General features: G+C 46.9%; 17 protein-coding genes. 14 read left to right on the top strand and 3 right to left on the bottom strand.

What is annotated here, in order from left to right; all coding sequences use genetic code 11:
* Positions 1-26: 26 nt before the first annotated feature.
* Both hydE and ACFO4R_RS11800 read right to left on the bottom strand, forming a co-directional pair.
* Positions 27-1,022 carry a [FeFe] hydrogenase H-cluster radical SAM maturase HydE gene (hydE, locus tag ACFO4R_RS11805; protein ID WP_379789402.1) on the bottom strand — a complete coding sequence of 332 codons (996 nt, stop codon included), beginning with the start codon at positions 1,020-1,022 and terminating at the stop codon, positions 27-29.
* Positions 1,015-1,278 carry a TM1266 family iron-only hydrogenase system putative regulator gene (locus ACFO4R_RS11800; protein ID WP_379789400.1) on the bottom strand — a complete coding sequence of 88 codons (264 nt, stop codon included), beginning with the start codon at positions 1,276-1,278 and terminating at the stop codon, positions 1,015-1,017. Before ACFO4R_RS11800 ends, hydE begins: the two co-directional genes overlap by 8 nt.
* Before the next feature lie 949 nt (positions 1,279-2,227).
* On the opposite strand from ACFO4R_RS11800, the gene ACFO4R_RS11795 reads away from it, so the two are divergent.
* Positions 2,228-3,583 (top strand): MATE family efflux transporter, encoded by a 1,356-nt coding sequence (locus ACFO4R_RS11795; RefSeq protein ID WP_379789398.1) that lies wholly within the window; start codon positions 2,228-2,230, stop codon positions 3,581-3,583.
* Between the two features lie 68 nt (positions 3,584-3,651).
* Complete coding sequence (locus ACFO4R_RS11790) at positions 3,652-4,833, top strand: alpha/beta hydrolase (RefSeq protein ID WP_379789396.1); 1,182 nt, start codon at positions 3,652-3,654, stop codon at positions 4,831-4,833.
* A gap of 613 nt (positions 4,834-5,446) precedes the next feature.
* Here ACFO4R_RS11790 and ACFO4R_RS11785 read toward each other — a convergent pair.
* A complete protein-coding gene (locus tag ACFO4R_RS11785; RefSeq protein WP_379789394.1) occupies positions 5,447-6,019 on the bottom strand; it encodes an NADPH-dependent FMN reductase in 573 nt (190 codons plus the stop codon).
* Between the two features lie 399 nt (positions 6,020-6,418).
* On the opposite strand from ACFO4R_RS11785, the gene ACFO4R_RS11780 reads away from it, so the two are divergent.
* From ACFO4R_RS11780 to ACFO4R_RS11725, 12 genes are all read left to right on the top strand, one after another.
* A complete protein-coding gene (locus ACFO4R_RS11780; protein ID WP_379789392.1) occupies positions 6,419-7,225 on the top strand; it encodes an MBL fold metallo-hydrolase in 807 nt (268 codons plus the stop codon).
* Positions 7,226-7,489: 264 nt separating this feature from the next.
* The gene (locus ACFO4R_RS11775) at positions 7,490-8,098 is read left to right on the top strand and encodes a DUF3841 domain-containing protein (protein ID WP_379789390.1); all 609 of its coding nucleotides are present in this window, start codon (positions 7,490-7,492) and stop codon (positions 8,096-8,098) included.
* A gap of 94 nt (positions 8,099-8,192) precedes the next feature.
* Entirely contained in the window at positions 8,193-8,876 is a 684-nt protein-coding gene (locus ACFO4R_RS11770; RefSeq protein WP_379789388.1) for a TetR/AcrR family transcriptional regulator, read from the top strand.
* 452 nt (positions 8,877-9,328) lie between these two features.
* Positions 9,329-10,816 carry a BCCT family transporter gene (locus tag ACFO4R_RS11765; protein ID WP_379789386.1) on the top strand — a complete coding sequence of 496 codons (1,488 nt, stop codon included), beginning with the start codon at positions 9,329-9,331 and terminating at the stop codon, positions 10,814-10,816.
* Between the two features lie 356 nt (positions 10,817-11,172).
* On the top strand, positions 11,173-12,498 hold the full coding sequence (locus ACFO4R_RS11760; protein WP_379789384.1) for a glycine/sarcosine/betaine reductase component B subunit: 1,326 nt from the start codon (positions 11,173-11,175) through the stop codon (positions 12,496-12,498).
* A 12-nt stretch (positions 12,499-12,510) separates the two neighbouring features.
* Entirely contained in the window at positions 12,511-13,815 is a 1,305-nt protein-coding gene (locus ACFO4R_RS11755) for a glycine/betaine/sarcosine/D-proline family reductase selenoprotein B (RefSeq protein ID WP_379789382.1), read from the top strand.
* A gap of 829 nt (positions 13,816-14,644) precedes the next feature.
* On the top strand, positions 14,645-17,026 hold the full coding sequence (locus tag ACFO4R_RS11750; RefSeq protein WP_379789380.1) for a glycoside hydrolase domain-containing protein: 2,382 nt from the start codon (positions 14,645-14,647) through the stop codon (positions 17,024-17,026).
* Entirely contained in the window at positions 17,013-18,020 is a 1,008-nt protein-coding gene (locus ACFO4R_RS11745) for a uroporphyrinogen decarboxylase family protein (protein WP_379789378.1), read from the top strand. The genes ACFO4R_RS11750 and ACFO4R_RS11745 overlap by 14 nt, the downstream gene beginning before the upstream one ends.
* Before the next feature lie 432 nt (positions 18,021-18,452).
* Positions 18,453-19,415, top strand: a complete 963-nt coding sequence (locus ACFO4R_RS11740; protein ID WP_379789376.1) for a sugar ABC transporter substrate-binding protein — start codon at positions 18,453-18,455, stop codon at positions 19,413-19,415.
* A 57-nt stretch (positions 19,416-19,472) separates the two neighbouring features.
* On the top strand, positions 19,473-20,981 hold the full coding sequence (locus ACFO4R_RS11735) for a sugar ABC transporter ATP-binding protein (protein ID WP_379789374.1): 1,509 nt from the start codon (positions 19,473-19,475) through the stop codon (positions 20,979-20,981).
* Positions 20,982-20,983: 2 nt separating this feature from the next.
* Positions 20,984-21,931, top strand: a complete 948-nt coding sequence (locus tag ACFO4R_RS11730; RefSeq protein WP_379789372.1) for an ABC transporter permease — start codon at positions 20,984-20,986, stop codon at positions 21,929-21,931.
* The gene (locus ACFO4R_RS11725; protein ID WP_379789370.1) at positions 21,928-23,256 is read left to right on the top strand and encodes a hypothetical protein; all 1,329 of its coding nucleotides are present in this window, start codon (positions 21,928-21,930) and stop codon (positions 23,254-23,256) included. The genes ACFO4R_RS11730 and ACFO4R_RS11725 overlap by 4 nt, the downstream gene beginning before the upstream one ends.
* Positions 23,257-24,338: the final 1,082 nt, after the last annotated feature.

Raw genomic sequence — 24,338 nt, 5'->3', positions numbered from 1 at the left:
CTTTGATTACAGCGGTCAACAGAAACTCATCGAGGAATCTTTCCCAGCGAGACAAGCATATGTTCGAGTTCTCTTCTTTCCGCATAGACATCAAGAACCTTGATATCTCCCGGATAGATCTCATAGAGACGAACATAGTTGCTCGGTGTAACCTTTCGCATAATGACGTTGGCTCCACAGTCAAAGATACTCCGTTTTTCGTTTGAATCCAAGACTCCGAGAGAGGTCGTCGCAGGAAGATTTGCATGGGGAAGCAGGAGTCTGGTCAGAGCAACGGAGCGTTTGGTAAGCTCCGTGCTTCCGGGTTCAGCTCCCTTCAAAGCGGTTTCGGGATGGGGGATGAAGGGACCGATACCGGCCATGTCACAGCCCAAGTCTTTGAGTAAGAGAATATCACGGGCGATGATTTGGGAAGTTTGATTCGGCAATCCTATCATAAAACCGCTACCTGTCTCATAATCGAGGTCTTTGATTGTACGTAGACAGGAAAGTCGCTCTACTAAAGTTCCACAGGAATGGAGTCCGGCATAGAGGGAGGGGTCGCAGGTCTCGTGTTTGAGAAGATAGCGATCCGCACCGCGGCTCTTCCAGAGAGAGAGCTCTTCAAGACTCCGTTCTCCACAGCTCAAGGTGATTTTGATGTCCGATCGTGCTTTGATCGAGGTTATGATATCCGCTATGATCTCCTTTGTATAGTAGAGATCTTCTCCCGATTGCAGAACCACGGTTTTGTATCCCGCATCGCGGGCAAGAAGCGCGGTCTCCACGATTTCCTCGGGACTCATCCGGTAACGTCTTACTTTGGTGTTGATCGAATTCAGACCGCAGTAGGCACAACGACGCCTGCAATGGTTTGAGAACTCTATGATGGCACGGATGTCGACGATGTCTCCGTGTACGCTTCGGTTGATATTGTCCGCGTACGCATAGACAGATGAAAAGTCCTCCGCCTCCAAAAGGGATGCAAGGGTTTGAGGTGTAGCTTCTCCGAACTTGTCTTCAAAAAAACGGTACTTATTCATTGGAAGGCCACTTCGCCTTTGTATAGGCGGTACTTACGGTTACGTTTTCAATCCTTCCGAGCTTTCCGGAGAGAGAACTTACGGTATTTTGCGGAGCATCGACGATGACGCTGATCAGTGAAACATTCCTTGTTTTATAAGGAATTCCCATCCGTCCGACGATATAGTTTGAAAACTGATGAAGGATATCATTGATTTCCTGAGAACGGTCCATATCTTCAACAATGATGCCGATGATGGCAAGTCTGTCTTCCATAAAAGTGATCCCCCTTTTTCAAAAAATAAAAAAAGCACATAAAGACAGTACCCTTACGTGCTTTAAAAACAAGAGTAAACATATACAATTACAGGACGGTCAGCCGGCGCTAAAACTTCCTTCCCCTTTTTTGAATCACAGGACAGCATCCTACGATCTTAATGGAAGTAAACCGGCTTTGCTTTCTTAACAAGACCGGGGCGAACAAAACACTTGAATACGATTATTTGATAGAAGAGCAGTAATATTGATTCTGCGACCATGAATATTTGTTTTATCTTCAGTGGAATACAACTCTTCGATATCAAAAACTCCAATGAATGATAGTATAATTGGTACTCCGGGTCAAACAGCTTCTCGGCCTCGTTCAAAACACAGGGTGTCAGTCTTCCGATAGGGAGGATCGTTCTTTTTCGATCCCGGAAGAAAACGGAATCCTTGTTTGAAGAGGCTCGGTAAGGGGCTTTCTTCCCTTTCGATGTCCAAGAAGAAAGCAGTGTTGCGGAGCAACGTCTTAGAGCGTTTTGCACCTGATGTAATTGTCATAAGTCCTTCCCTTAAGGGAAGGTATAAGCCATAGGATGTAAACCGTCTTTCCTTCAGAAAAATTCTTCGGGTCAGATACTTATTTTAAGATACCATAAAAAATGGAGAAAATCAATGTTAATTTTTTAACTTAATTAAATGAGGAGAAGTCATGCCGGGACTTTTCAAAAGAGGCTAAAAGATATGGAGGGTCGGCTTGTCGGAGCAAGGTCTTTGAATACCTCAAGACTTGTGTGGAAACCCGAGGTCAACTGTGGTACAATATAAGTTCATAAGCGAAAGAGGTTGATTTGAAAAACGAGGAAGCTCTTCGGTCAAAAAGTTCGGAAGGATGAAGGGGTCAAGGAAGAGTAATCTCGTTATAAAGGGATCTTGTAGGATGGGAAGAGAAAGAGGGAGATTTATGTCGACAACGATGGATTTAACACAGGGACCTATATTGAAGAAGTTGATCCGTTTTACACTTCCGCTACTGGGGACGTCATTTGTCGGTATGGCCTATGCCTTTATCGATATGATCTGTATAGGAGCACTTGGAAGCGGCTCCGTTGCGGCTGTAGGGACGGCGGGCTTCTTCCTGTGGTTTGCCAATGCGTCCTCCGCGATGGCGAGGATAGGGACTCAGGTTTTGGTCTCGCGATTTTATGGGAAAAAAGATCTCGATGCGGTACGCAGATATTCGGGTGCGGCCTTTTGGATAAACATCTGTATGGGCTTGTTTTTCACCGTATTCCTCTTTGTCGGAAATCATAGCTTGGTCGCCTTCTTCCGCTTGGGTAAGGAAGAGGTCATAACTCAGGCGAGAAGTTACTTGTTTATCATCTCCTGTGCTATGGTCTTTATCTACCTCAATCCTGTTATGGCAGCCATGCTCAACTCGGTAGGCAACAGCAGAGTCCCTTTTTTGGCCAATACGTGCGGACTGGTCTTCAACATCGTCTTCGACATCCTTCTCGTCTTCGGATTCGGACCTTTTCCCAGACTCGGAGTAAACGGTGCGGGAATTGCCACGGCACTGGCGGCTCTGATTGTATTCTGTATTCAATTTGCCTACATCTGCAGACTGGATGCGGAACTTCGTCCCGATTTCGTCCGACTCCCTTTGTTCAAGGATGTAAAGTCTCTGATCTCGATTGGTCTGCCCTCTGCAATTCAAATGAGCCTCTACTGTTGTTACTCCATTGTCCTTGCACGAATCATATCGAGGTTCGGACCGTCTTCCATAGCGATACAGAAGGTGGGAGGACAGGTGGAGTCGATCTCATGGATGACGGCGGACGGACTTGCGATTGCTTTGACCGCCTTTGTCGGTCAAAACTACGGTGTCGGAAACAAGGAGAGAATCAAAGAAGGAATCCGAATTGTAGCAGGCTTTGCTTTGATCTTTGGAGGTTTTGCCGCCCTTATGCTCATCGTTTGGGGAGAAGAAGTGTTTTCGATCTTCTTTCGGGAAAGAGATGTTGTGAAAGCGGGCGGAGACTATGCATACATCCTAGGTTTTTCTCAAATCTTTATGTGTATGGAACTCGTTTTTATCGGGGCTTTTAACGGCTACGGAGAAACAAGGATTCCCGCTGTGATGAGCATTGTTTTGACGGGATCGAGGATCCCTTTAGCTCTCGCTCTTTCTCAGACGAGTTTGGGAGTGGACGGAGTATGGTGGGCGGTCTCCGCTACGAGCATCGTCAAAGGTCTTACCATCCCTCTGGCCTTTATATGGATCTGCGTGATCGGCAAAAGGAGCAAAGCCCATCTTTGACAAATGTAAGGCAGCGAGGAAGCCAAGCCTTCGAATTTGTTTCATCACTCACATGAGGAGGTGTTTGTATGAACAGGTACGATATCCGTAAGGAATTCAGGTTTAAACGAGGGGTCTATCCCTTGAATAAGGAGAAGAACTTCGATTTTCAGCTCAACCGCCTGATCAACTGGGATGGTGGAAGGTTGGAAGACGTGGAAAAGATTGCGGGGAGGATCAACAACAGTTCGGATTGGAAGAGAGAACTGATCGCTCTCGGGGACGAAGCGATGTCCGAAGACAGGATAGAAAACGCCATCGCCTATTATCGGATGAGCGAGTTCTTCATGTATGACGGCGACCCCGACAAAAAGAAGTATTATAAGCTTGCAACAGAATTGTTTTATCAGTATTTCGAAGATTTTTTCACGGGAGAAGATCCTGTGATTGCACGATATGAAGTTCCTTTTGAAAATGTGAAACTTCCGGTTTGGCACCTCAGGCCGGAGGGAGACAGCAAGGGAGTACTCCTTCTTCACGGGGGAAACGACAGTTATTTTGAAGAGTTTCTCTTTCCGGTTTTATATCTGAGAGATAAGGGATTTGAGGTATATGTCTTTGAGGGTCCGGGGCAGGGCGGTGTGGTAAGGCTGCAGGGACTGCACTTTACCCATGAATGGGAAAAACCGGTCAAGGCGGTTTTGGATTATTTCAATCCGGAGAATTTGACCATCATCGGAGTATCTCTGGGAGGCTACCTCGCACCCAGGGCTGCGGCCTTTGAGTCGAGAATTTGCAGAGTCGTAGCCTGGTCTGTATTCCCTTGTTTTCAAGATGTGATCCTGGGAACGCAAAGACCGATCCTACAGAACGTGTTTCGAGCTTTGATGAGACTGCGCGCCGGAGCTGTCATTAACTTCGTCTTTTCAAAAAAAGCCAAGAGGGAGCCCATGGTGGACTGGGGCTTGAAGCACGGAATGTATGCCTATGAGGCTAAGGACGCCTACACCTACGCACAAAAACTGAAACTGTATGATTTGAGTCCTGTGGCGGAACGGATCACGCAGGATATGTTGATAATCGGTGCCGACCGGGACCATTTTATCGACTACCGGATGATCGGAGGAGAAATCTCCATGCTTAAAAACGTCAGAAGCCTTACCTTTCGCCTGTTTACGGACAAGGAAGAGGCTCAAAACCACTGTAATGTAGGAAATACCAAGTTGGTTCTGGATACAATCTGCAACTGGGTGGAACAAATTCAGGGATAGCTCGGAGAATCTCGTTTTTTGGAGGAACAAGCGTTCAGAAAACACAAAGGGAATCGACCGGTGGAAGCGATATGCGAGAAGAGGTCACACAAAGACATGTCGTTCCTCTTGTCGCAGTACACCATCTCCAATAGGAGTGTGGCTATATCCACTTTATGACCGCGGAAATTCGTGTATTTTCCATGGAGTACCATAACTCAAACAAACAATAGTATCGAGTGTCGAAAAAACAGAATATATCACTACCGAAAACGGTTTGAGTTACTACAGACTTCAACAACACAATCGGTCAATCTAAAAAGAGAATAGTATGACACCATTCTCTTTTTAGATTGAGTCAAAGGATTAAAGCCTTGCCTTGACAGGCTCGGATAGTATTGCATTATTCTTGTTTCAAATTGTCACACGAGATAGCTGTGTTCTACAACCGATCAAGTGTTTTCGGTTCTATCCCTTGCATACCCCGACCTTTCAACGGATAACAGGATTACAAAACAAAGAGAGTTTGTGAAACGAATAGGTTCAACAACCTTATTACCGGATTACAACCGGTTCCGAATCGCTTTGTGAATTGTGCGGCATCCTCTTTTCCTTCCTGTCCTTTGTAATCCCTTTACGCCTTCGGATTTTTTTCCACCAAATCGACGAAGACATCGATGTATTTTTGCAAAAACTTCAGGGTATCTTCGTTGTTCATTTTTTCACTGTCTTTGTCAAAGTACTGGGCGGACTTCCCGATAAATACTTCCGGCTGTCCCGTAATCGGCATATGGAAGTAGGACAGGGCGAGTCGAAGCGTCTTTTGAGAGCTGTAGCCTCCCATTGCACCTACGGAATGGCTGATGATGCCCGCGGGAGTCTTCGTCCATGCGACATCGTCGTTGGGCTTGGAGCCGACATCAATGGCATTTTTGATCACGGCCGGAACCAATCGATTGTTTTCGGGGGTTACAAACAAAACACCCGCGGAAGCCTTGATATGCTCCCTGAAACGTGTATAGGCCTCCGGCAACGGAGCGTAGGTCTCATTGGTGTTGTCGTAGTCCGCGTTGTACAAGGGCAGGTCTCCGATCTCGTAGATCTCGGACTCATAACCTTCAGGAAACAGTTTTATTACGTTCTTTGCAATTTTGCGTGCGATGGATTCTCTGCGCAGGCTACCGACTAATATCGTAATCTTTTTCATAACTCCACCTCTTCTTTAATAATTAAAACCAATTGATACTTGTTATCAACATTTATTAAAACACGTTTTTCTGTTTTTTTCAATACGAATTCAAGGTTATTTCTGAACAGTAATTGTTATAATTACCATATTCTATGTTTATAAATAAATTTAAAAAGAACAAATGAGGGCATATCTGAGAACTGTATTTTTATGATACAATGAAGAAAAAAGAAGGAGCCAAACACATGCTAAAAAGATACAAAATAGAAGAGGAGCAATGGAATCGAATCCAACATCCGTTTCTCATCACCAAAACAGGACGCCCCGCAAAGCGGTTTTATACGGTTTTGTAAATCTGTGATATCTCTGTGTTCCATGGAATATCGATATGTTTTGTACGCAAGGGAGGTTGAGGTTATGAGGTTGATGTATCTTTTCGACAACAAACTCAAGGCTTATTTTTCGAAGGGGAAGAAGTACTGCAATCCCCAAGATACGGGAGTCCTGAGGGAGGGTCTGAGCTGTATCCGGCAGGACGATGTCAACCTTTGGTTCTATACCAAAGGAGGGCATACCATCGCCGTCGATGCGGGGCATCTCAATTTTCCCGGGGTTAAGGCCGAGTTTGAGAAGATCGGACTCGATCCCGAAAAGGTCGGGCATCTCTTTCTTACCCATGCGGATGTAGACCACTGCGGAGGGATCGATGTGACGGGCACGAACCTGTTTCCCAATGCACAGGTCTACTTGGGAAGAAAGGAGGAGGTGTATTTGGACGGCTCCATATATCGGATCAAAAAATTCGGCCTCAAGATCAACAACTGTGTAAGGCTCAAGGAGGGCTACGGAAAGCTGGATGACGAAGACCTCGTTTCCATAGGAAGTATTCGGGTGCGAGCCCTCCATGTTCCGGGTCACACCTATGGCCATATGTGCTATATGGTCGATGACCTCGTTTTGTTCAGCGGGGATTGCCTGGCCGTCAACGACGAGGGCGGATACAGCTTCTTCGACTTCTTTACTCAGGATCCGAAGATGAACAAGGAGTCTCTGATCAGACTGAAGAAGATTGTGGAAAACAGCGGGGTGAGATATGTATGCACGGGACACAGCGGATTGAGGACGGAGATGGAAAAGGTGTTCCGACACATTGATCAGTCGGCGACCTTCAGCAGGAGAGCTCCCTTTGACGACAGAGCACCTTGGGATTACAGGAGCAGGTAGATAACCCCCTCATTGGAAAAAGTAGCGTAAAATCGGTTTTTCTCGGATAAACCCATTCTCGCAAGTGTTTTATGGGATTTCTGTACTTCATAAAGAGAGGGTAGGTTGTGTCTTTGAGCGGTGTTTTCCATGGGTTTATAAAACACGAAAGTTGGTCCTATCCACACTTTCGGGAGTTTCATCGGTAACATAAGGTCGATTTTGTACTGATTTCTTGAATTATGCGGTATTGTGCCACACGAATGGAGACAAGGAGGTAGAAGAATGGGCGAAAAACTTGTAAGGCTCTATACGAGACAAAATGACAAGACCCTCCACACGTTGGAGCAAAAGGGCAGGATCATCAACGAGAGGAAGTATGTTGAGCTTCACTTCGGGCCCGATGCAGGACTGTTCTTGGAGAGTTACGACTGGTTTACGAGGGAGGCGAGTAAGAGGCTGGAAAAGCCCGAAGATGTCAGGGCGCCGATCTGGTGCTCTATCAGCACCGAGGGGTGTTTGAAACCGATCACATCGACAGTGGTCTATGTGTTGGAAGTGCCTGAGAGCAAGGTAATCTACTTCGATGCCATGAAGTGGGACCACGTCCTGAACCGTATCTATCTCCCGGAGGATGACGAGGATGCCCGTCAATACGAAAAACATCTACAACACTTGGGCGTAGCGGACGGCTTCAGCTTCTTTATCGGAAAATATCGGGGGATGTTTCCCGAGGAGGAGCGGCGGATCAGGGAGAGTTGGCACAGAGCTTTTGAGATCGATGACTGGTCCCCGTTCAGGGTAACGGGCAACATCTGGGAGATTCGAAGAGAGTGGGTGAAGAAGATCGTTTATCCCGGCGAACGGATCCCCGAGAATGATGAGGTGTTGTAAATCATCAAGATTTGTTTGAGTATATTGACTTCTGTCACATTAGTAGTTAAAATGATAAAATGACTGTGTATTTCGGACAAAGGGGGTGTCGGGGATGGAGGAGGTTTCCTCGGATAAGAAAGCATTACAAAAAAAACAAAAACAACGTTTGCGTATTACCAACTATTTTTTGGACGCTGCGGTAAACATCATTGAAGAAGAAGGAGTGGAAGCCGTTACGATCAGGAAGGTGGCCGATATTGCCGGGTTTAACAGCGCCACGCTGTACAACTACTTTGACGATCTTCAACATCTTCTCTTTCTGGCATCCATGACCTACCTTCAGGAGTACATCGACGGTCTGCCTACCTATATCAAGAGGGCGAACAATTCGGAGGAACTCTACCTGCAAATTTGGAACTGTTTCATCGACTTTTCGTATTTGAGACCGGACATCTACTATATTTTGTTCTTCAGTGATATCAAGTGCGATATGGATACCTATGTCCTGCAGTATTACTCGCTTCGTCCCTTGGATGTCAAGCATTTTTCCAAGGAAGTGCAGAAGATGTTGAAGAACTCTTCCATTCGAAAGAGGACCCAAGTTCTGATCGATCAGTGCGTGGAAGAAGGATTCGTCAAAGAGGAGATGGGGCCTGCAATCTCGGATATCACGACGAGCGTCTATGAGAGTTTGTTGATGCAGGTAAAAAGAAAGTCCATCCTGCCGGGTGTGGCAAAAGAACTCTGTATGAAGTACGTCAACACTATCTACCACGGACTGAAAGGTTTGGACTAGTGCATTGACACGTTGAAATTCACGGTAATTTCGACTGTGATAGGAACTCTTTTGGTTCATAACCGAGATAAGAAATAGGGACAGATATGAATATGCCAACACATCGGGGTTGCTGACACATTTATAGTAGCATCGAGCTCAATCGTGCTATCGGAGCATCGTCGTTATATCGATCCGCCTGTCACAAAAGACGTTAGAAGACAAGAAGGTATTAACTACCTGTGTTTTATTGAGATTTCAATAAGACACAGGTATTTTTTTGTCTATAAGTCGGAAAATGATACTATCCTTCCTAAAATTTCTGAAAAAATTTCTCGACAGTTGTTTGATTTTTATTGCAATTATAGATCGATTATGCTAATATAAAAACGGTTAGATAATAATCGCGATTATAAAAACAAAAATGATTATTGTTTTGTTCGGCCGATAAAACGATAGGAGAGGAAGATCATATGAAGAACAGCAGTAAAGATTCCGGCGTTTTTATTATCTCCATGATAGTGGTCATCGCTATTGTAGCCTGGGGAATGATATTTCCGGCGAATTTCGAGTTTGTGGGGAGTCAGACCTTCAGCTTCATTTCCGCGAAGTTCGGCTGGTTCTATACCATCGCCATGACCTCCTTCATCCTTTTTTCCGTCTGGGTGGGATTTATCAGCCCGTACAAAGACATAAAACTGGGCCTGGATGATTCCAAACCGGAATACAGCAACATCTCGTGGTTTGCGATGTTGTTTTCCGCAGGGATGGGGATCGGTCTGGTGTTTTGGGGGATTGCAGAACCTTTGAACCACTATGTCAACCCGATCGGGGTAGAACCTATGACGGAGGCGGCGGCAAAGTTTGCAATGACGAAGTCCTTCCTTCACTGGGGTCTGCATCCGTGGGCAAATTATTGTGTATTGGGCTTGGGGCTTGCATACATGCAGTTTCGAAAAAACAAGCCCGGCCTTGTAAGCAGTATCTTCATCCCGCTCTTGGGAGAAGAGAGGATCCGAGGTCCGATCGGCAAACTCATTGACATCTTGGCTGTTTTTGCAACAGCAGCGGGAATGGCGACCTCCCTCGGACTGGGTACGTACCAGATCAACAGCGGCTTGAACTATATGTTCGGTATCCCCGAAAGCACGAGTGTCCAACTCATCATCGTCATCGGTATTACCATCATCTATACCGTCACGGCGGTCATGGGTGTGGATAAGGGGATCAAAATGATCTCCAACCTCAATATGGTACTGGTAGTCATCCTGCTGTCCGGGGCATTGCTCTTCGGACCGACGGTCGGCATCCTCAACACCCTGGTCGAAAGTACGGGACTCTACCTCCAGAACATCGTCGGCAACTCCTTTGAGATGGGGGCCTTCGGCGATGCAAGCTGGTACGGAGGCTGGACCATCTTCTATTGGGCGTGGTGGATCGCTTGGGCTCCTTTCACAGGAGTGTTTATTGCAAGGATTTCCAGAGGACGGACCATCAAGGAGTTTGTAGGAGGAGTTCTCTTTGTTCCTGCCATCGTATCCTTCATCTGGTTTGCGATTTTCGGAGGCATCGACTTTGCTACGGCAAAAGAGATCATCCTCGAAGCGGTGAAATCGACTTCGACAGCCTTCTTCGTCGTAATGAACGAACTTTCCATCGGGAGCTTCCTGAACTTTGTAGCGATCATGCTCCTGTTTACCTTCTTTATCACGTCGGCAAACTCAGCGACCTTCGTCCTGGGAATGTTGACACAACAGGGGGAGCTCAACCCTGATAACAAGAGAAAAACAACTTGGGGAGTTCTTCAGGCGGCTTTGGCCCTCTCACTTATGGTAGGTTCCGCAAACGGTCTGCAAATGCTTCAAACCATATCGATCATTGCAGCCTTCCCCTTCGCCTTTATCATGGTCGCCTCCATGGTCTCCTTGGCAAAGGCCCTGAAATCGGATCACTCCGTATAATTTGTTAACGATATTTACCAATGGATCAGTGCTTATATCCATCTCACAAATCACAAAGAACCATTTCAACACTTATAATCATAAGCTAAGGTTCACTGAGATATAAGCAAATTGTATTAAGAGAGATAACGCAGGGTGCGAAATGAGCGTTTTCATTAGCTAAAACAACGCCGAAAAAAGACGAGTCGCATTGAGATTATGCGGACCTCTCAGAGGTATGTTTGCAATGCTGTTATTCGCCCGATCTCCGGACGAGGTGGGCTGCGTTCCGTAGCGGGATAAGCATCTAACCTTCTTAACAGGCGGAGCAACAGGTAACGGTATAAGAACGATGAAACAAAGGAGGAAAGAAGAATATGAAATTGGAAATCGGTAATTTTCAAGTAAAAGATGTCGTATTCGGAGACAAGACTTGTTTTGAACATGGGGTATTAACCATCGACAAACAAGAGGCTCTGGACTTCATTATGCAGGATCCTCATATCACAAAGGCCGATATTGAAATCGCCAAACCCGGCGAAGACGTAAGGATCCTTCCGGTAAAAGAAGCGGTAGAGCCAAGGGTAAGACTTGACGGCAGAGCTCTCTTCCCGGGAGTTACGGGAGAGATCGCCCCGACAGGAGAAGGCAAACTCCACGCCTTGAAGGGCGTCAGTGTACTGGGAGTCGGGGGAGTCTGGGGTTCTTTCGGGGATGGTATGATCGACATGGGAGGCGAAGGCCAAAAATACACCCTGTTCGGTTCTCTTATCAACATCTGTCTCGTGATCGAAACCGATGAAGAGTTCGAGCGTCATGAGCAGCAAAAGAAGAACCGTGCAATCAGATGGGCGAGCCATCTCTTTGCCGAGTATTTGGGCAAGACCGTCAAAGACCTTGAGCCGGAAAGCACCGAAGTATTTGAACTTCCTGCTGTAAGAAACAGGGAGAAGAGTGTGGAAGGCCTGCCGTCCGTTGTCTTGGTAATGCAGCCCCAGTCACAGATGGAAGAGATGGGCTACAACGACTTGGTCTACGGTTGGGATCTCAACCACTTCGTACCGACCTTTATGCATCCCAACGAAGTGTTGGATGGAGCCCTTATATCGGGAAGCTTCATGCCGTCCTCCTCCAAATGGTCGACCTACGATATGCAAAACTTCCCGACCATTACGGAGCTCTACAAAGAGCACGGAAAGAGCCTGAACTTCTTGGGAGTCATCATGTCCAACCTCAATGTATCCCTTGAACAAAAAGAGAGATCCGCAATCTTCGTGGCACAGCTTGCGAGATCCTTGGGAGCCGACGGAGCCATCGTCACCGAGGAAGGATACGGAAACCCCGATACGGACTACATCCGTTGTATCGTTGCACTGGAGGACGTGGGGGTCAAGGTCGTCGGTATCAGCAACGAGTGTACGGGAAGGGACGGAGCTTCTCAACCCCTTGTTGTTTTGGACGAAAAAGCCAATGCCCTCGTATCTACCGGAAACGTATCGACTCTGATCGAGCTTCCGCCTGCCGCTAAGGTCATCGGTTGCCTGGAGTCTTTGGCGAGAGACGGTCTCTCCGGAGGTTGGGTGCACGATGAAATCTTAGGGCCTTCCGTACGCGAAGACGGCTCCATCATTATGGAAAACAATGCGATGTTCTGCGGAGACCGGATTGCCGGTTGGTCAACGAAGACAATGAAAGAGTTTTAGAGGAGGATAGCGATGAAAAAAGCCATATTATATGTCAATCAGTTTTTTGCAGGTAGCGGTGGGGAAGACACTGCCGACTTGGCACCTGTAATAAAGGCGGAAAAAATCGGACCCGCATTGGCACTGTCAGGTGTTTTGGACGCTGAGATCACTCATACCGTCTACTGTGGGGACAACTATATGGGTTCTCACACGGAAGAAGCCATCAGCGAGATCATTGAAATGTTAAAACCTCTTGACTTCGATATCTTCTTGGCGGGACCCGCCTTCCAAGCGGGGCGTTACGGCTTTGCCTGCGGAAGTATCTGCAAGGCTGTCAAAAAAGAGTTCAATGTGCCCGTTGTTACTTCGATGAACGAAGAAAACCCCGGAGTGGAAATGTTTAAAAAAGAGATGATCATCACCAAAGGCGGAAAGTCCGCTGCCAAGATGAAGGCGGATACCGCAGCGATGGCAAAGGTCGCCAATGCCTACCTCAGAGGAGAAAGACCTGCTCCCGCGGAAGAATTTGGTTTCTTTGAGAGGGGGGTTCGCGATCAGATTTGGATGGATCCTCCGGTAACGGCTGCACGACGCGGAGTTGAGATGTTGATCAAAAAACTCAACAACGAAGAGTATCAGACTGAGCTCATCATACCTAAGAAGGACGTAGTGCCGATCGCAGAACCGATCAAGGACCTGACCAAGGCACGTATCGCCATCCTGAACACGGGAGGTATCGTTCCTGTAGACAACCCCGATCGTATTCAATCCGCTTCGGCGACCAGATGGGGAAGGTATGATGCATCCGAGATGGAAAGACTGGAAGGCGGAGTGTTCAAGACCATCCATGCAGGGTTCGACCCCGCAGCGGCAGATGCCGATCCAAATGTCATCGTACCTTGGGATGTGATGAAGGCTATGGAAAAAGAAGGAGTCTACGGATCTCTGCATCCCTACTTCTATACGACGGTAGGAACGGGAACCACCCAGGCGGAGGCGTCCAGAATGGGGATTGAGATTTACGAAAAACTCAAGGAAGACAATGTAGACGGCGTTTTGATGGTTTCGACGTGAGGTACTTGTACACGTTGCGGCGCAACGATAGTCAAAGAGATCGAACGTTTCGGACTTCCGATCGTACAACTGTGCAACCTGGTACCTGTGGCCATGACCGTAGGAACCAATAAGATCGTCCCGACCATCTCCATCCCATATCCGATGGGAGATCCCGCTACACCGAAGGAAGAACAGTACAAACTCAGATACAAGATCGTTCGCAGGGCCTTGGATGCGTTGACTGAAAACGTAGAAGAACAGACCGTATTTAAGGCATAGAAGGCTTTGGAGCTTGAGAATACTCTTGTCTGATCTTATACTATTCTTCAATAGAAGTATGGTTATATCTACTTTATGATTACGAACATCCGTGTATCTTCTGTTGAGTACAGGTTTCGGATATCCATAGCTCAAATGAATACTAGTATTATGACAGCTTGGACATTGACTCGGCAGAGTATGGATCGGCGATGCAAGAACCTAAATGGAGAATAGGAGCACAAAAACAAGAATATACCAAAGAAGTGTTGCGGAATTTCTATTTTGCAGCACTTCTTTTTTTGGATCAGCCTGCTTGACTATTCCGTTTCCCTCCCATCTGTGGTACAATGATATATAAAAATTTCAAATAAAAGAACAAAAGTTTTTATCAATTTTTTGTTCTTTTGAATGCCATTCCCCGTTGGATACTAATTCTTCGATAGAAATATGGTTATATCCACGCTCACAAGCGTAAAAGTTTGTTTTATATCATCCGTAGAACAACGAGTATTTATGGGCAGTTCGAATGAGTAATAGTATGAAATATCCAAGTATCCGGCTCTGTGACCTATGTGTTTTGTTGCTTTCGGGTGGAGCTCGCGGATAGAAACAATTCAAACAGAGAGCGGCATCGAGGTGTCGGAATACAGGGAAAGGATATCAAAGATTGAAATAGACGATAGGGCAATACCGCACAATTGGAAAAACCGGAATAAAACAAACTTTATATGGAGGATGAAACTTTCGAAAATGTTGATAGGACAGACTTTTACATTGTATAAACCCAAAGAAAAATCAGAAGTTTTCCTTTGTGTGGTGTTTTTGTAGTTTAAGAGAGGAGTTATTTGTGAGATTTGAGGTTCGATTAGAAAATTCCGCATACAAACACATCGTTTCCGAGCCCTTCGGTTCAAAGAAGGAGACGGATCCTCTGTTTGTACTGAGAAACGAGGAGTTTGCTCTTCAGTGTATCATTCGATCAGATGAAGAGTTTTTGTTGGTGAGGGGACGAAACACAGATATTGCCCGGAAGGGACTGGGCCATCGGTTCAGGGTGGAACTTCGAGTGCTGTCCTCCTGCGAGGACAGTAAGTTGGAGGAGGCTTTTTTCCTCCATCTGATGGATTTTGTAAGAGACGATGAAGGCCGGCTGATCTCCGATGTCCTGACCGACAAAGACAGCATCTATTCGGTGCACAGGGAACAGGGAGTATTTGTGGGAGGAAAGATTCCTGTCGACTTCGAGGGATCCGAGTGCGGTTTGGAGCTCAAAGTATTTTATACGGAGGGCTATGAGGCGGAAAGTCTCGTTTGGAGCAAGATTCTGCCTGTTTCGGTCGGAGAGTTTGCTCTGGAAGATATCAAGAATACAGATTTTTATATGGATCTCTGGCAACATCCCTGCAACTGGGCGAGGGTCTATGAGGTTTCCTACTACGGTCCGGAACACCTTCATATTATAGACAAGTATTTTGAAGAACTTTCCAAGCTGGGGCAGAAGGTCTGCGATCTCATCATCTCCGATTACCCTTGGGCGGGTCAGCGTTGTTATGGGGTGCAGGAGAACAGCAACAACCTTTTTGAGAGCAACATTGTTAAGGTAAGCAGGGGCGTTGACGGGGAACTCCTCTGTGATTTCAGTGCGATGGAAGCCTATCTCTCTCTTGCTCAAAAACATGGGATGGCAGAAGAGATCAACCTCTTCGGCATACTGGGAAACTGGGATGCTCGCGACTTCGGCAACCCCCTCGTCGACTTCAGGGATCCTATCCGCGTATCCTACTTCGATGAAGGAGACGGCAGTTACAAGTACCTTGGCAGTGCGAACGAAGTCGAGACCTACCTCAAAAAGGTATTTTCACATTTGGAACAGCTCGGACTTTGGGACAAGACCTTGATCTTGAGCGATGAACCTGCGGATTCTGATGTTTTTGAAGAAACCGTAAGCCTTCTCCAGAGAGCGGCAGGGCAAAAACAGATTCATCTCAAGTGTGCCATCCACGATCAGAACTTCTTTGAACGTTATTCAAAACATATCAAGTCCTTGTCGCTAAACACTTGTGAATTGGTAAGTAATGTTTCACATATCGACAACCTGAAGAGGAGTGTGGAGGAAAAAGGCGGAACGCTCACCTGGTACTCCTGTTGTTTTCCCGATAAGATGAATATCTTCCTCAAGTCACCTCTGATCGAGAGTAGGTTGATCGGATGGTTCACCTACTATATGGGTCTGAACGGCTTTTTGCGATGGGCATACGGCGTATGGCCGGGAAATGTGTACGAGAGTGCCTCCTACAAGAAGGAGAAGTGGGCGGCGGGCGACATGTTCCTGGTCTATCCGGGCAAAAATCACGCCCCTCTGCCCTCTCTAAGGCTCAAAAATATCCTCTACGGAATCCAGGACTATCTGTTCTTGAAGGCGATGGAGGATCGCTATGGCAGAGAAAAGATCTTCCCCGGCCTTGAAAAACTTCTGGGAGCCAAGGAGGAGATGAGTTTCGTTCCTCCAAGGAGTGTCGATCTGCACCATAGTTTGGATCCGAAGGCTTACAGTGAGTTCAAACGCGGTTTGATGGGGGAAGACTCTATTCTCGGCAGGATCTCCGACTGTGTGGTCGAGATGGATGAGGATGCGATTACGGCCCTGATCGATGAAGCTCTCAAGCTCGGATTCAGTGCCGAAGAGATCAAGGGTAGGGGTTTGAGTGAGGGGATGCTTCGGGTCACCAAACTTTTCGAGAACAAAGAGTACTTTGTATCCGAGGTCATCGTCTGTGCGGATACCCTGAACAAGGGGATCACATATCTGAAAAATAAGTTCGAAGTCTCCTCCTCTAAAGGGCCGAAGGTCGTGATCGGAGTTGTGGAAGGCGATCTGCACGAGATCGGAAAAAACATCGTAAAAATTATGTTTGAGGCGGCAGGTTTCGATGTTATCGATATGGGGCTGAATGTTAAGGCTGAGGATATCGTTCACAAGGCCTTGGATGAAGAGGCGGATGTGATAGGGCTTTCGACGATGATGACTACAACGATGGTCAAGATGAGAGAGGTCGTGGAGCTGATCCGTTCGACTAAGGAGGAACTCCTTCCCAAGATCATCATAGGCGGAGGGTGTATCAGCCAAAAGTATGCCGGAGAGATCGGAGCGGACGGATATTCTGCAAATGCGGTCGAAGCGGTCAAGCTCGTAAAAGAATTGACGGGAGGAAGAGATGAAGACGTATAGGGATATGACGTTGTTGGAGTATATCAACAGTGAGGACAGGGTGTTTTTCCTTCCGGATATGGCGACTAACGGACTGAAGTTTTTGGGTTGTACGAGCTATGAGGTCTATGAGGACCCCGAAAGGCAGTTTGAGCTTGCAAGGAGGATGAACGAGGAGTTTGAGTCGGACTTTATCTACTCGTTTTGTGATGGAGCCATCTTCTGTGAGACCTTGGGACTTGAACTCTTAAAGCCGGATCATGACTTTCCCAGTGTAATGAGCCATCCAATCCAAAGTGTGCAGGACATCCGCGGTCTCAAGGTACCCGATCCTTATATGGACGGGAGGATGCCCACGAACCTTAAAAGCCTGGAAAAGATCGCCTCGGGAATAGACAAGCCTCTTTATGTTTCGATCCAAGGACCTTTTACTCTGGCGGTCCAATTGGCCGGGGCGACCCATCTGCTGAGGGAGATCATCCGAAACCCCGAATTTGTGGAAGAGCTTCTGGATTTCACCTTCGAAACGGTCCTTGCTTACGCCAAGGCGGTCAACAAGGTGGGAGCGATGTATATTTCGATCTCCGAGCCGGGGACGGTCACTTTGAGTCCTGAGAACTTCAAACACTATGTAACACCCAGGGTCAATCGTATCTTTGATGAGTTGACCTGTTGGAAGGGGATGCATATCTGTGGGGACACCTCGCACTTCCTGCCCCTTATGCTCGAATGTCGTCTGGATGCGGTAAGTCTGGATCAGATCATGGACTACCGCAGGGTTATGCCGCTCATTCCCGAAAACATCGTGTTGATCGGCAACCTGGATCCCATTGAACTCGTAGGAAGGGGAAGCGTCGAGGAGATCGAAGAAGAAACGACGAAACTCTGCGAAAATATGAAAAAGTATAGAAATTTCCTGTGTGCCTTGGGCTGCAACTGTCTCAACGACACCCCCGACGAAAACCTTCGAAGCGCCATTCGTACGGCCAGAAGCTATCGCAAGCCGGCTTTTTGAAGTCGAAATTTCGGAGGATAAGCTTTGTAAATGCCTTTTCATTGAGAGACAAGCAGGAAACCCCTTCGATCGACAAAGCAGGGGACTGGATAACAGTGAGATCCCCTCTTTTGATACTATTTTCCAATAGAAGTATGGATATATCTGTTTTTCAACCCACGAAAAATCAGCTTATCTTTTATGGGTCACAGATTGTTTATATCCACAACTCAAGGGAAGAGTAGTATGAATCAGTGTTTCTTCCTTTTTGCGGAAGAAGGGTACAGGACTTATAGATAAAATTTATATATTTTCAAGTAATTGTATTTAAACGGGCTATGCAGTATAATCAAAACGTATGTGAAGTCGAACATCGGCAGTCGGGAGGAATGTTCTTGGAAAACCAAACCCGCCTGAAGCGGTTCGACAATAAAAAATGAAGGAGATACAGATATGAAAAAACCGATCAGTATATTGTTGGCATCTTTTATGGGACTCAGTTTGTTGCTCGGAGGTTGTGCAGGTAAGCAGACTGCCGAGGAAGCTCCTGTTGCCGAGCAGGGAGGAGAAGCACCCAAGATCGCCTATGTGACCATGGATGTAACAAGCCCCTACTTTATCAAGATGATCGACGGGATGAAGGAAGAGGCCGAAGCTCTTGGAGTCGAACTTACCGTCCATGACGGCAAGTATCAGGCTCAGCCCCAGATTGATGCCATCGATACTCTCATCACTCAAGGAGTAGATGCTATCATCCTGAGCGCAAATGACCCGGCGGCACTTCAGCCTTCCGTTGACAAGGCGAAGGAAGCGGGGATCAAGATCGTTGCTGCAAACGTTGAGATGCAAAACACAGATGCCTTTGTCAGCTTGGTCGAAAAAGACTACGGTCTGACAGGAGGAGAGATTGCTGGAAAGTATATTGCAGAGAAGATGGGAGGAGAAGCGGAAGTTGCCATCCTTACCTTTACTCAAGTACCTGCCGTTATTCAGAGGGCGGAAGGTCTTAAAGAGGGTATCCTCAAGCATGCTCCAAATGCGAAGGTCGTGACCGAAGTGGAAGCAAGCACGAGAGAAGCGGGGCTTAAGGCGATTGAAAACGTGCTCCAAACCAACCCCAACCTCAACGTTGTCGTCGGAATCAACGACGATGCCGTCTTGGGAGGCTACGAAGCTATGATGGCCGCTCAGAGAACGGGAGATGATGTATGTCTCGTGGGACTCGATGCGGTGGATGAAGCGATCGCGAAGGTCAAAGAAGGCGGGATTTATCGCGGAACTGTGGATATCGATCCCTTTGGAAGCGGAAAACTTATTTTGAACACGACGAAAAAAGTCTTGGAAGGAGAGACCATGAGTGAGATGATCAAGTTCCCCATGGTTCCGGTCACCAAGGAAAACATTGATAAGTACTAGAATTCGAAACAAGACAAGGGCCTATCCCCTGTCTTGTTTTTAATAATGGAGATAGCGATGAAAGAAATCTTGAGATTGGAGAAGATCAGCAAACACTATGCCGGTGTTCAGGCCTTAAAACAGGTATCTATGACATTCGCACAGGGAAGGATCCATTCCATTGTAGGAGAAAATGGCGCGGGCAAGTCCACCCTAATCCAAGTGATGACGGGAGCCGTCTCACCGAGCGAAGGAAGCATCTACGTTCGCGGAGAGAAGATCGAACATATGACTCCGATGAAGAGCCGAAAGATGAAGATTGCAGCCGTGTACCAGGAGCTCAACCTCATACCGGAGCTTGCCGTCTACCAAAATATTTTTTACGGAAAAGAGCTGAAGAAGGGCTTCGGTTTGGATGAAGAGAAGATGAAACAGCGTTCGAAAGAGCTTCTTGCCGGTCTGCACGTTGACATATCCGTCGAGGAAAGGATCGGAGACCTCGGGATCGGAAGCAGACAGGTGGTCGAGATCGCAAAGGCGCTCATCGACACCCCCGACCTCATCCTCTTCGACGAACCGACAGCCTCCCTCTCTCCCAAGGAAGCACAGCATCTTCATAAGATCATAGAGAACCTCGCGGGAAGAGGGATATCGGTGATCTTCGTCTCTCATAAACTCGATGAAGTACTCAAGATCTCTCACACCATCTGTGTCTTGAGGGACGGAGAATTGATTTCCGTCAAGGAAAAGGAAGGGAGCTGGAAGGGGATCTATGACATTGCTGCCCTGGTCCGAGATATGCTCGGCAAAAAACTTTCCTTTCATCACAGCGAAACGGTATCATCAAAGTCGCAAACACCGATGCTGGAGCTAAAGAGTGTATCGACTTCCAAGGTGCAAGACATTGACCTCTGCCTCTACCGGGGCGAGATTCTTTCTCTTTCCGGAATGCTCGGGTCGATGAGAACTGAAGTGTTGTCGGCCATCTTCGGCATAGATTCCCTAACCTCGGGAGAAATCTTTGTGGAAGGCAAGAAACTCCTCATAGATAGTCCGAGGGCCGCCATCTGTGCAAAAATCGGCTATATCACGGAAGATAGAAAGGACAGCGGACTTTTTATGGAACTGTCGATTCGGGAGAATATGGGCATTGCCTCCCTATCGAGGTTCAAACGGGGTTTGGCCTTCGATCGAGCAGCGGAGGAAGGCGCCATCGTCGAACTTCTTGAAGAGCTCAACGTAAAATATACTTCCTTGGATCAGAAGGTCAAGGAGCTAAGCGGAGGAAACCAACAGAAGATCGCCCTGGGAAAATGGCTGATGGCATCTCCGGACATCCTGCTTCTGGACGAGCCTACCAGAGGAGTCGATGTCGGAGCTAAGGAAGAGATCTACAGGATCATCGATCGACTCTCGGATCAGGGCAAGGCTATCCTTATGGTATCTTCCGAGATGGAGGAGGTCCTGAGGCTCTCCGATCGGACCTTGGTGATGAACCATGGCAGGATCGTATCGGAGTATGCGAAAGATGAGATCACGGCGGAGAGGATCCTTCAGGATTCCTCCAAATTTATAAGCGAGGTATAACTATGGCAATAAAAATCAAAAACCTTACCTTTAAGTATGGTACCCTTTTGTTTCTGCTCCTTTTGATGCTGGTATTTTCACTTAGCAGCCCCACATTTTTGACCTTGAAAAACCTGACCAATGTGCTTCGGCAAATTTCGATTGTGGGAATCTGCACGGTCGGTATGACGATGATTATCCTCTCGGGGGGCATCGATCTGTCAGTTGGCTCGACGGTCGCCTTGACGGGGATTATCTTGGCAAAACTTCTTGTGGCCGGACTGCCTCTTTCGCCGGCGATCCTTATCACCCTGATGACAGGAACCTTCTTGGGCTTTCTCAATGCGCTCCTGATCAATCACATTGACATCCCGCCCCTGATTGCGACCCTTGGCACCATTTCGGTCTACAGAGGGCTTACCTACATCATCACGGGAGGAGTTGCCGTTCACGGCTTTCCCGATAGGTTTCGCGTCATAGGTCAGGGTTACCTGGGGTTTATGCCCCTACCGGTCATCATCCAACTGGCCATTTATGCGATCGGCTTCTACATCCTGTACCGAACCGCTTTGGGGCGCTATATCTATGGTGTGGGAAGCAGTGAGAAGGTCTCCTACCTCTCGGGAGTCGATGTCAAGAAGGTGAAGTACTTCGTATATACCTTCTCGGGTTTTTTGGGAGGTCTGGCGGGTGTGGTCATGCTCTCCAGACTGAACAGCGGTCTGCCCAACACCGCTACAGGCTTTGAACTTGATGTTGTTACGGCAGTCGTACTGGGAGGGATCAGCATCACCGGTGGAGAGGGAAGACTGGAGAGATCTATTCTTGGCTGCCTGATCATCGGAGTCTTATCCAACGGTATGATTCTGCTGGGGATCCCCGAATTTTATCAGATGCTTGCAAAGGGAGTTGTGTTGATCGCGGCGGTCGGGATCGATACCTCGATGAGAAGAAGTGCGAGGGCAGTATGATGAAGAACGAACGAAATATTGTTACAAAGAGCACCCTGTACAGCGGGAAGGACGATCCGGATAAGGTCCGAAACTATGTGATAGAAAGGGTAAAACAGAATACAAAAGATATCAAACGATTTCTGGGCTATGCATCCAGACCTGTACCTGAGGTGATCTTGAAAAAAATAGGAGAGGAACTTGAGCGATTCGGACCTTATTTGGAGTTGGAGTATGAGTATCGCCTTCACAGGGCAGAAGAAGAAAATTACGCCGACCTCGTTTACACCGTGGGATCTGCCATTGAAGAGCCTATCCAAAGCTATCTGGCTTCTTCGGAGGCGATGAGGGCAATGATCTTGGACAAGATCGCCATTGTTGCCCTCGACGAGTTGAAGGCTCTTCTGATAGAGGAGATCCACCGGAGCTGCGGTCTCAAGGTCGAGCGCGAATTTTATCCGGGAAGTACGGAGTTTCCTCTGACGATGCAGGCGGAGATCATCTCCGGGATGAGAAGGATAAGCACAATCCGTATCAATGAATACTATCAGATGTATCCGATAAAGACGGTCGCTCTGAGACTGAAACTCGCAGAGACCCCTTCCTACATCGATCGATGCGGCTCCTGCTCCAACCCTTGTGAAGGGAGGCTCTCGAAGGAAGAAGGACTCTATCGCTATTTTAAGGAAAAGGCGGAAACCTTCACACGCCGATTATATGAAGAAAGAGGTTTCGACGATGAGTTGTTTGAGGACAACATCCGTGATATTGAGATCTGGGCCGAGGACTTTGAGAAGAAGAGTGGAGTCAGGGGGATCGAGGATAGACACGGGGCTTGGCTTGAAGACATCCTCGAGCTGAGGGTCATCAAACTGGGACGATTGCAGTTCGAGTATATGGACGGGGAGAGGGCGGCGCGGTTCGGACCTCTTCCGCTTTCAAGCGATGCCCTCTGTATCAACGTGCATATCCGTGAGGGAGAAGACTTTGGTGGGGAACTCTGTGAAGACTCCTACCGAAAGGCTTGGGACTTCTACCGATCACAGGGCTTCGCCTTTTCGCGCCTCATCTTCGTCTGCGACTCCTGGATGATCAACCCCAAGCTTGAAACCTTGTTGAACAAGGATAGCAACATACTGAATTTTCAAAGAAGATATCACTTCCTTAGCGAAAACCTCGAGAGCAGGCAGATGGAAGAACGAGTATTTGGAATCTTGAGCGAGGATCCGTCTGTTTATCCTGAGAAAACCTCCCTGCAAAGAGCGTTGAAAAACGAGCTGAAGAGAGGAAGAAAGTTCGGCATGGCGAAGGGATATTTTTCGTACGGACAAGAGGACGGGAATTGATACGAGGAACGGTATGGAGAGGTAGGATATTTTTTGGAAGTTCCCGTAAATGATTTGGTTACAGAAACACCGCACAATACTATTCCTCTTTTGAGTTGTGGATATCGTGACCCGGAGAACATAAAACGATTTTTCGCGGTCAAAAAATAGATATATCCATACTTCTGTTGGAAATACTATTCTTCGATTGAAATGCCTAATATACAGACTTATCAAAACTGAAAAAAACTTGGATCATGAGATGTTTCAAAGCATCCGACTTGATATTTTAATCGGATAATAGGGAGATACCGCATAATTCGAAAAATCCGCATAAAACCGATTTTACACGAAGGATGAAACTCTTGAAAATATTGATATGACAGAGCTTTGTATTTTATAAAACCGGAGAAAAATCGGAAGTTTGCCTTTGTGCGGTGTTGTCATAATGAGCACTTTACCAGCCTTGAAGTAGAAATAACTTTTTTATTTTAGAGAAACCCTTCTTTCGGGGACGGACTTGTATATTTTTTGAAATTGAATTAAAATAATAGAAATATGTATTGTAAAAATCCTTATAGAGATTTTTTGTGTCCATGTAGAGTAACGCAAAAAACACCGGGTCTCGACAGGATTTGTGCACCGATTTAAATTCAATAGCTATATAGCGGTTGCCTGCAAAAATGAGTCTTAATAGTCGTTTATGTAAAAAGCTTACACAAACGACAGACAGGAAACAGCTGTAAAAGCATTGAATTTACTAAAGTGGAAAAAGAAACCTATAATAGAACCATACTGAAATGTAAATAACAATAATAGAAATTCAAAAAAAAGATGATGTAAAACCTATAATAGAACCATACTGAAATGTAAATTCGTATCCCCAAACTTCGTGGGAGTATTCCACTCCCGCCTATAATAGAACCATACTGAAATGTAAATGTTAGATACAGTGCCAACACTATGACCACTGCAGCTCCTATAATAGAACCATACCGGGCTTGTAGTCGGATAAGGAAGACAGTCCGGATGCTAGAGCGTGTCTACACAAATTAAACAAGGCATCTTAACCATAAAACGATCGATGCCAAATGAATTGCTCC

It is taken from the genome of Filifactor villosus (assembly GCF_042652965.1).
Lineage (GTDB): Bacteria > Bacillota > Clostridia > Peptostreptococcales > Filifactoraceae > Filifactor > Filifactor villosus.
Note: the sequence above shows the minus strand (reverse complement) of the source record. Positions and strands in the feature narration are given on the sequence as shown.

Excerpts from the sequence above, each read along its gene's own strand:
- ACFO4R_RS11760 (WP_379789384.1), top strand. The coding sequence starts at position 11,173 with ATGAAATTGGAAATCGGTAATTTTCAAGTAAAAGATGTCGTATTCGGA.
- ACFO4R_RS11800 (WP_379789400.1), bottom strand. The coding sequence starts at position 1,278 with ATGGAAGACAGACTTGCCATCATCGGCATCATTGTTGAAGATATGGAC.
- ACFO4R_RS11730 (WP_379789372.1), top strand. The coding sequence starts at position 20,984 with ATGGCAATAAAAATCAAAAACCTTACCTTTAAGTATGGTACCCTTTTG.
- ACFO4R_RS11765 (WP_379789386.1), top strand. The coding sequence starts at position 9,329 with ATGAAGAACAGCAGTAAAGATTCCGGCGTTTTTATTATCTCCATGATA.
- ACFO4R_RS11785 (WP_379789394.1), bottom strand. The coding sequence starts at position 6,019 with ATGAAAAAGATTACGATATTAGTCGGTAGCCTGCGCAGAGAATCCATC.
- ACFO4R_RS11790 (WP_379789396.1), top strand. The coding sequence starts at position 3,652 with ATGAACAGGTACGATATCCGTAAGGAATTCAGGTTTAAACGAGGGGTC.
- ACFO4R_RS11780 (WP_379789392.1), top strand. The coding sequence starts at position 6,419 with ATGAGGTTGATGTATCTTTTCGACAACAAACTCAAGGCTTATTTTTCG.
- ACFO4R_RS11745 (WP_379789378.1), top strand. The coding sequence starts at position 17,013 with ATGAAGACGTATAGGGATATGACGTTGTTGGAGTATATCAACAGTGAG.
- ACFO4R_RS11795 (WP_379789398.1), top strand. The coding sequence starts at position 2,228 with ATGTCGACAACGATGGATTTAACACAGGGACCTATATTGAAGAAGTTG.
- hydE (WP_379789402.1), bottom strand. The coding sequence starts at position 1,022 with ATGAATAAGTACCGTTTTTTTGAAGACAAGTTCGGAGAAGCTACACCT.
- ACFO4R_RS11775 (WP_379789390.1), top strand. The coding sequence starts at position 7,490 with ATGGGCGAAAAACTTGTAAGGCTCTATACGAGACAAAATGACAAGACC.
- ACFO4R_RS11735 (WP_379789374.1), top strand. The coding sequence starts at position 19,473 with ATGAAAGAAATCTTGAGATTGGAGAAGATCAGCAAACACTATGCCGGT.
- ACFO4R_RS11740 (WP_379789376.1), top strand. The coding sequence starts at position 18,453 with ATGAAAAAACCGATCAGTATATTGTTGGCATCTTTTATGGGACTCAGT.
- ACFO4R_RS11770 (WP_379789388.1), top strand. The coding sequence starts at position 8,193 with ATGGAGGAGGTTTCCTCGGATAAGAAAGCATTACAAAAAAAACAAAAA.
- ACFO4R_RS11725 (WP_379789370.1), top strand. The coding sequence starts at position 21,928 with ATGATGAAGAACGAACGAAATATTGTTACAAAGAGCACCCTGTACAGC.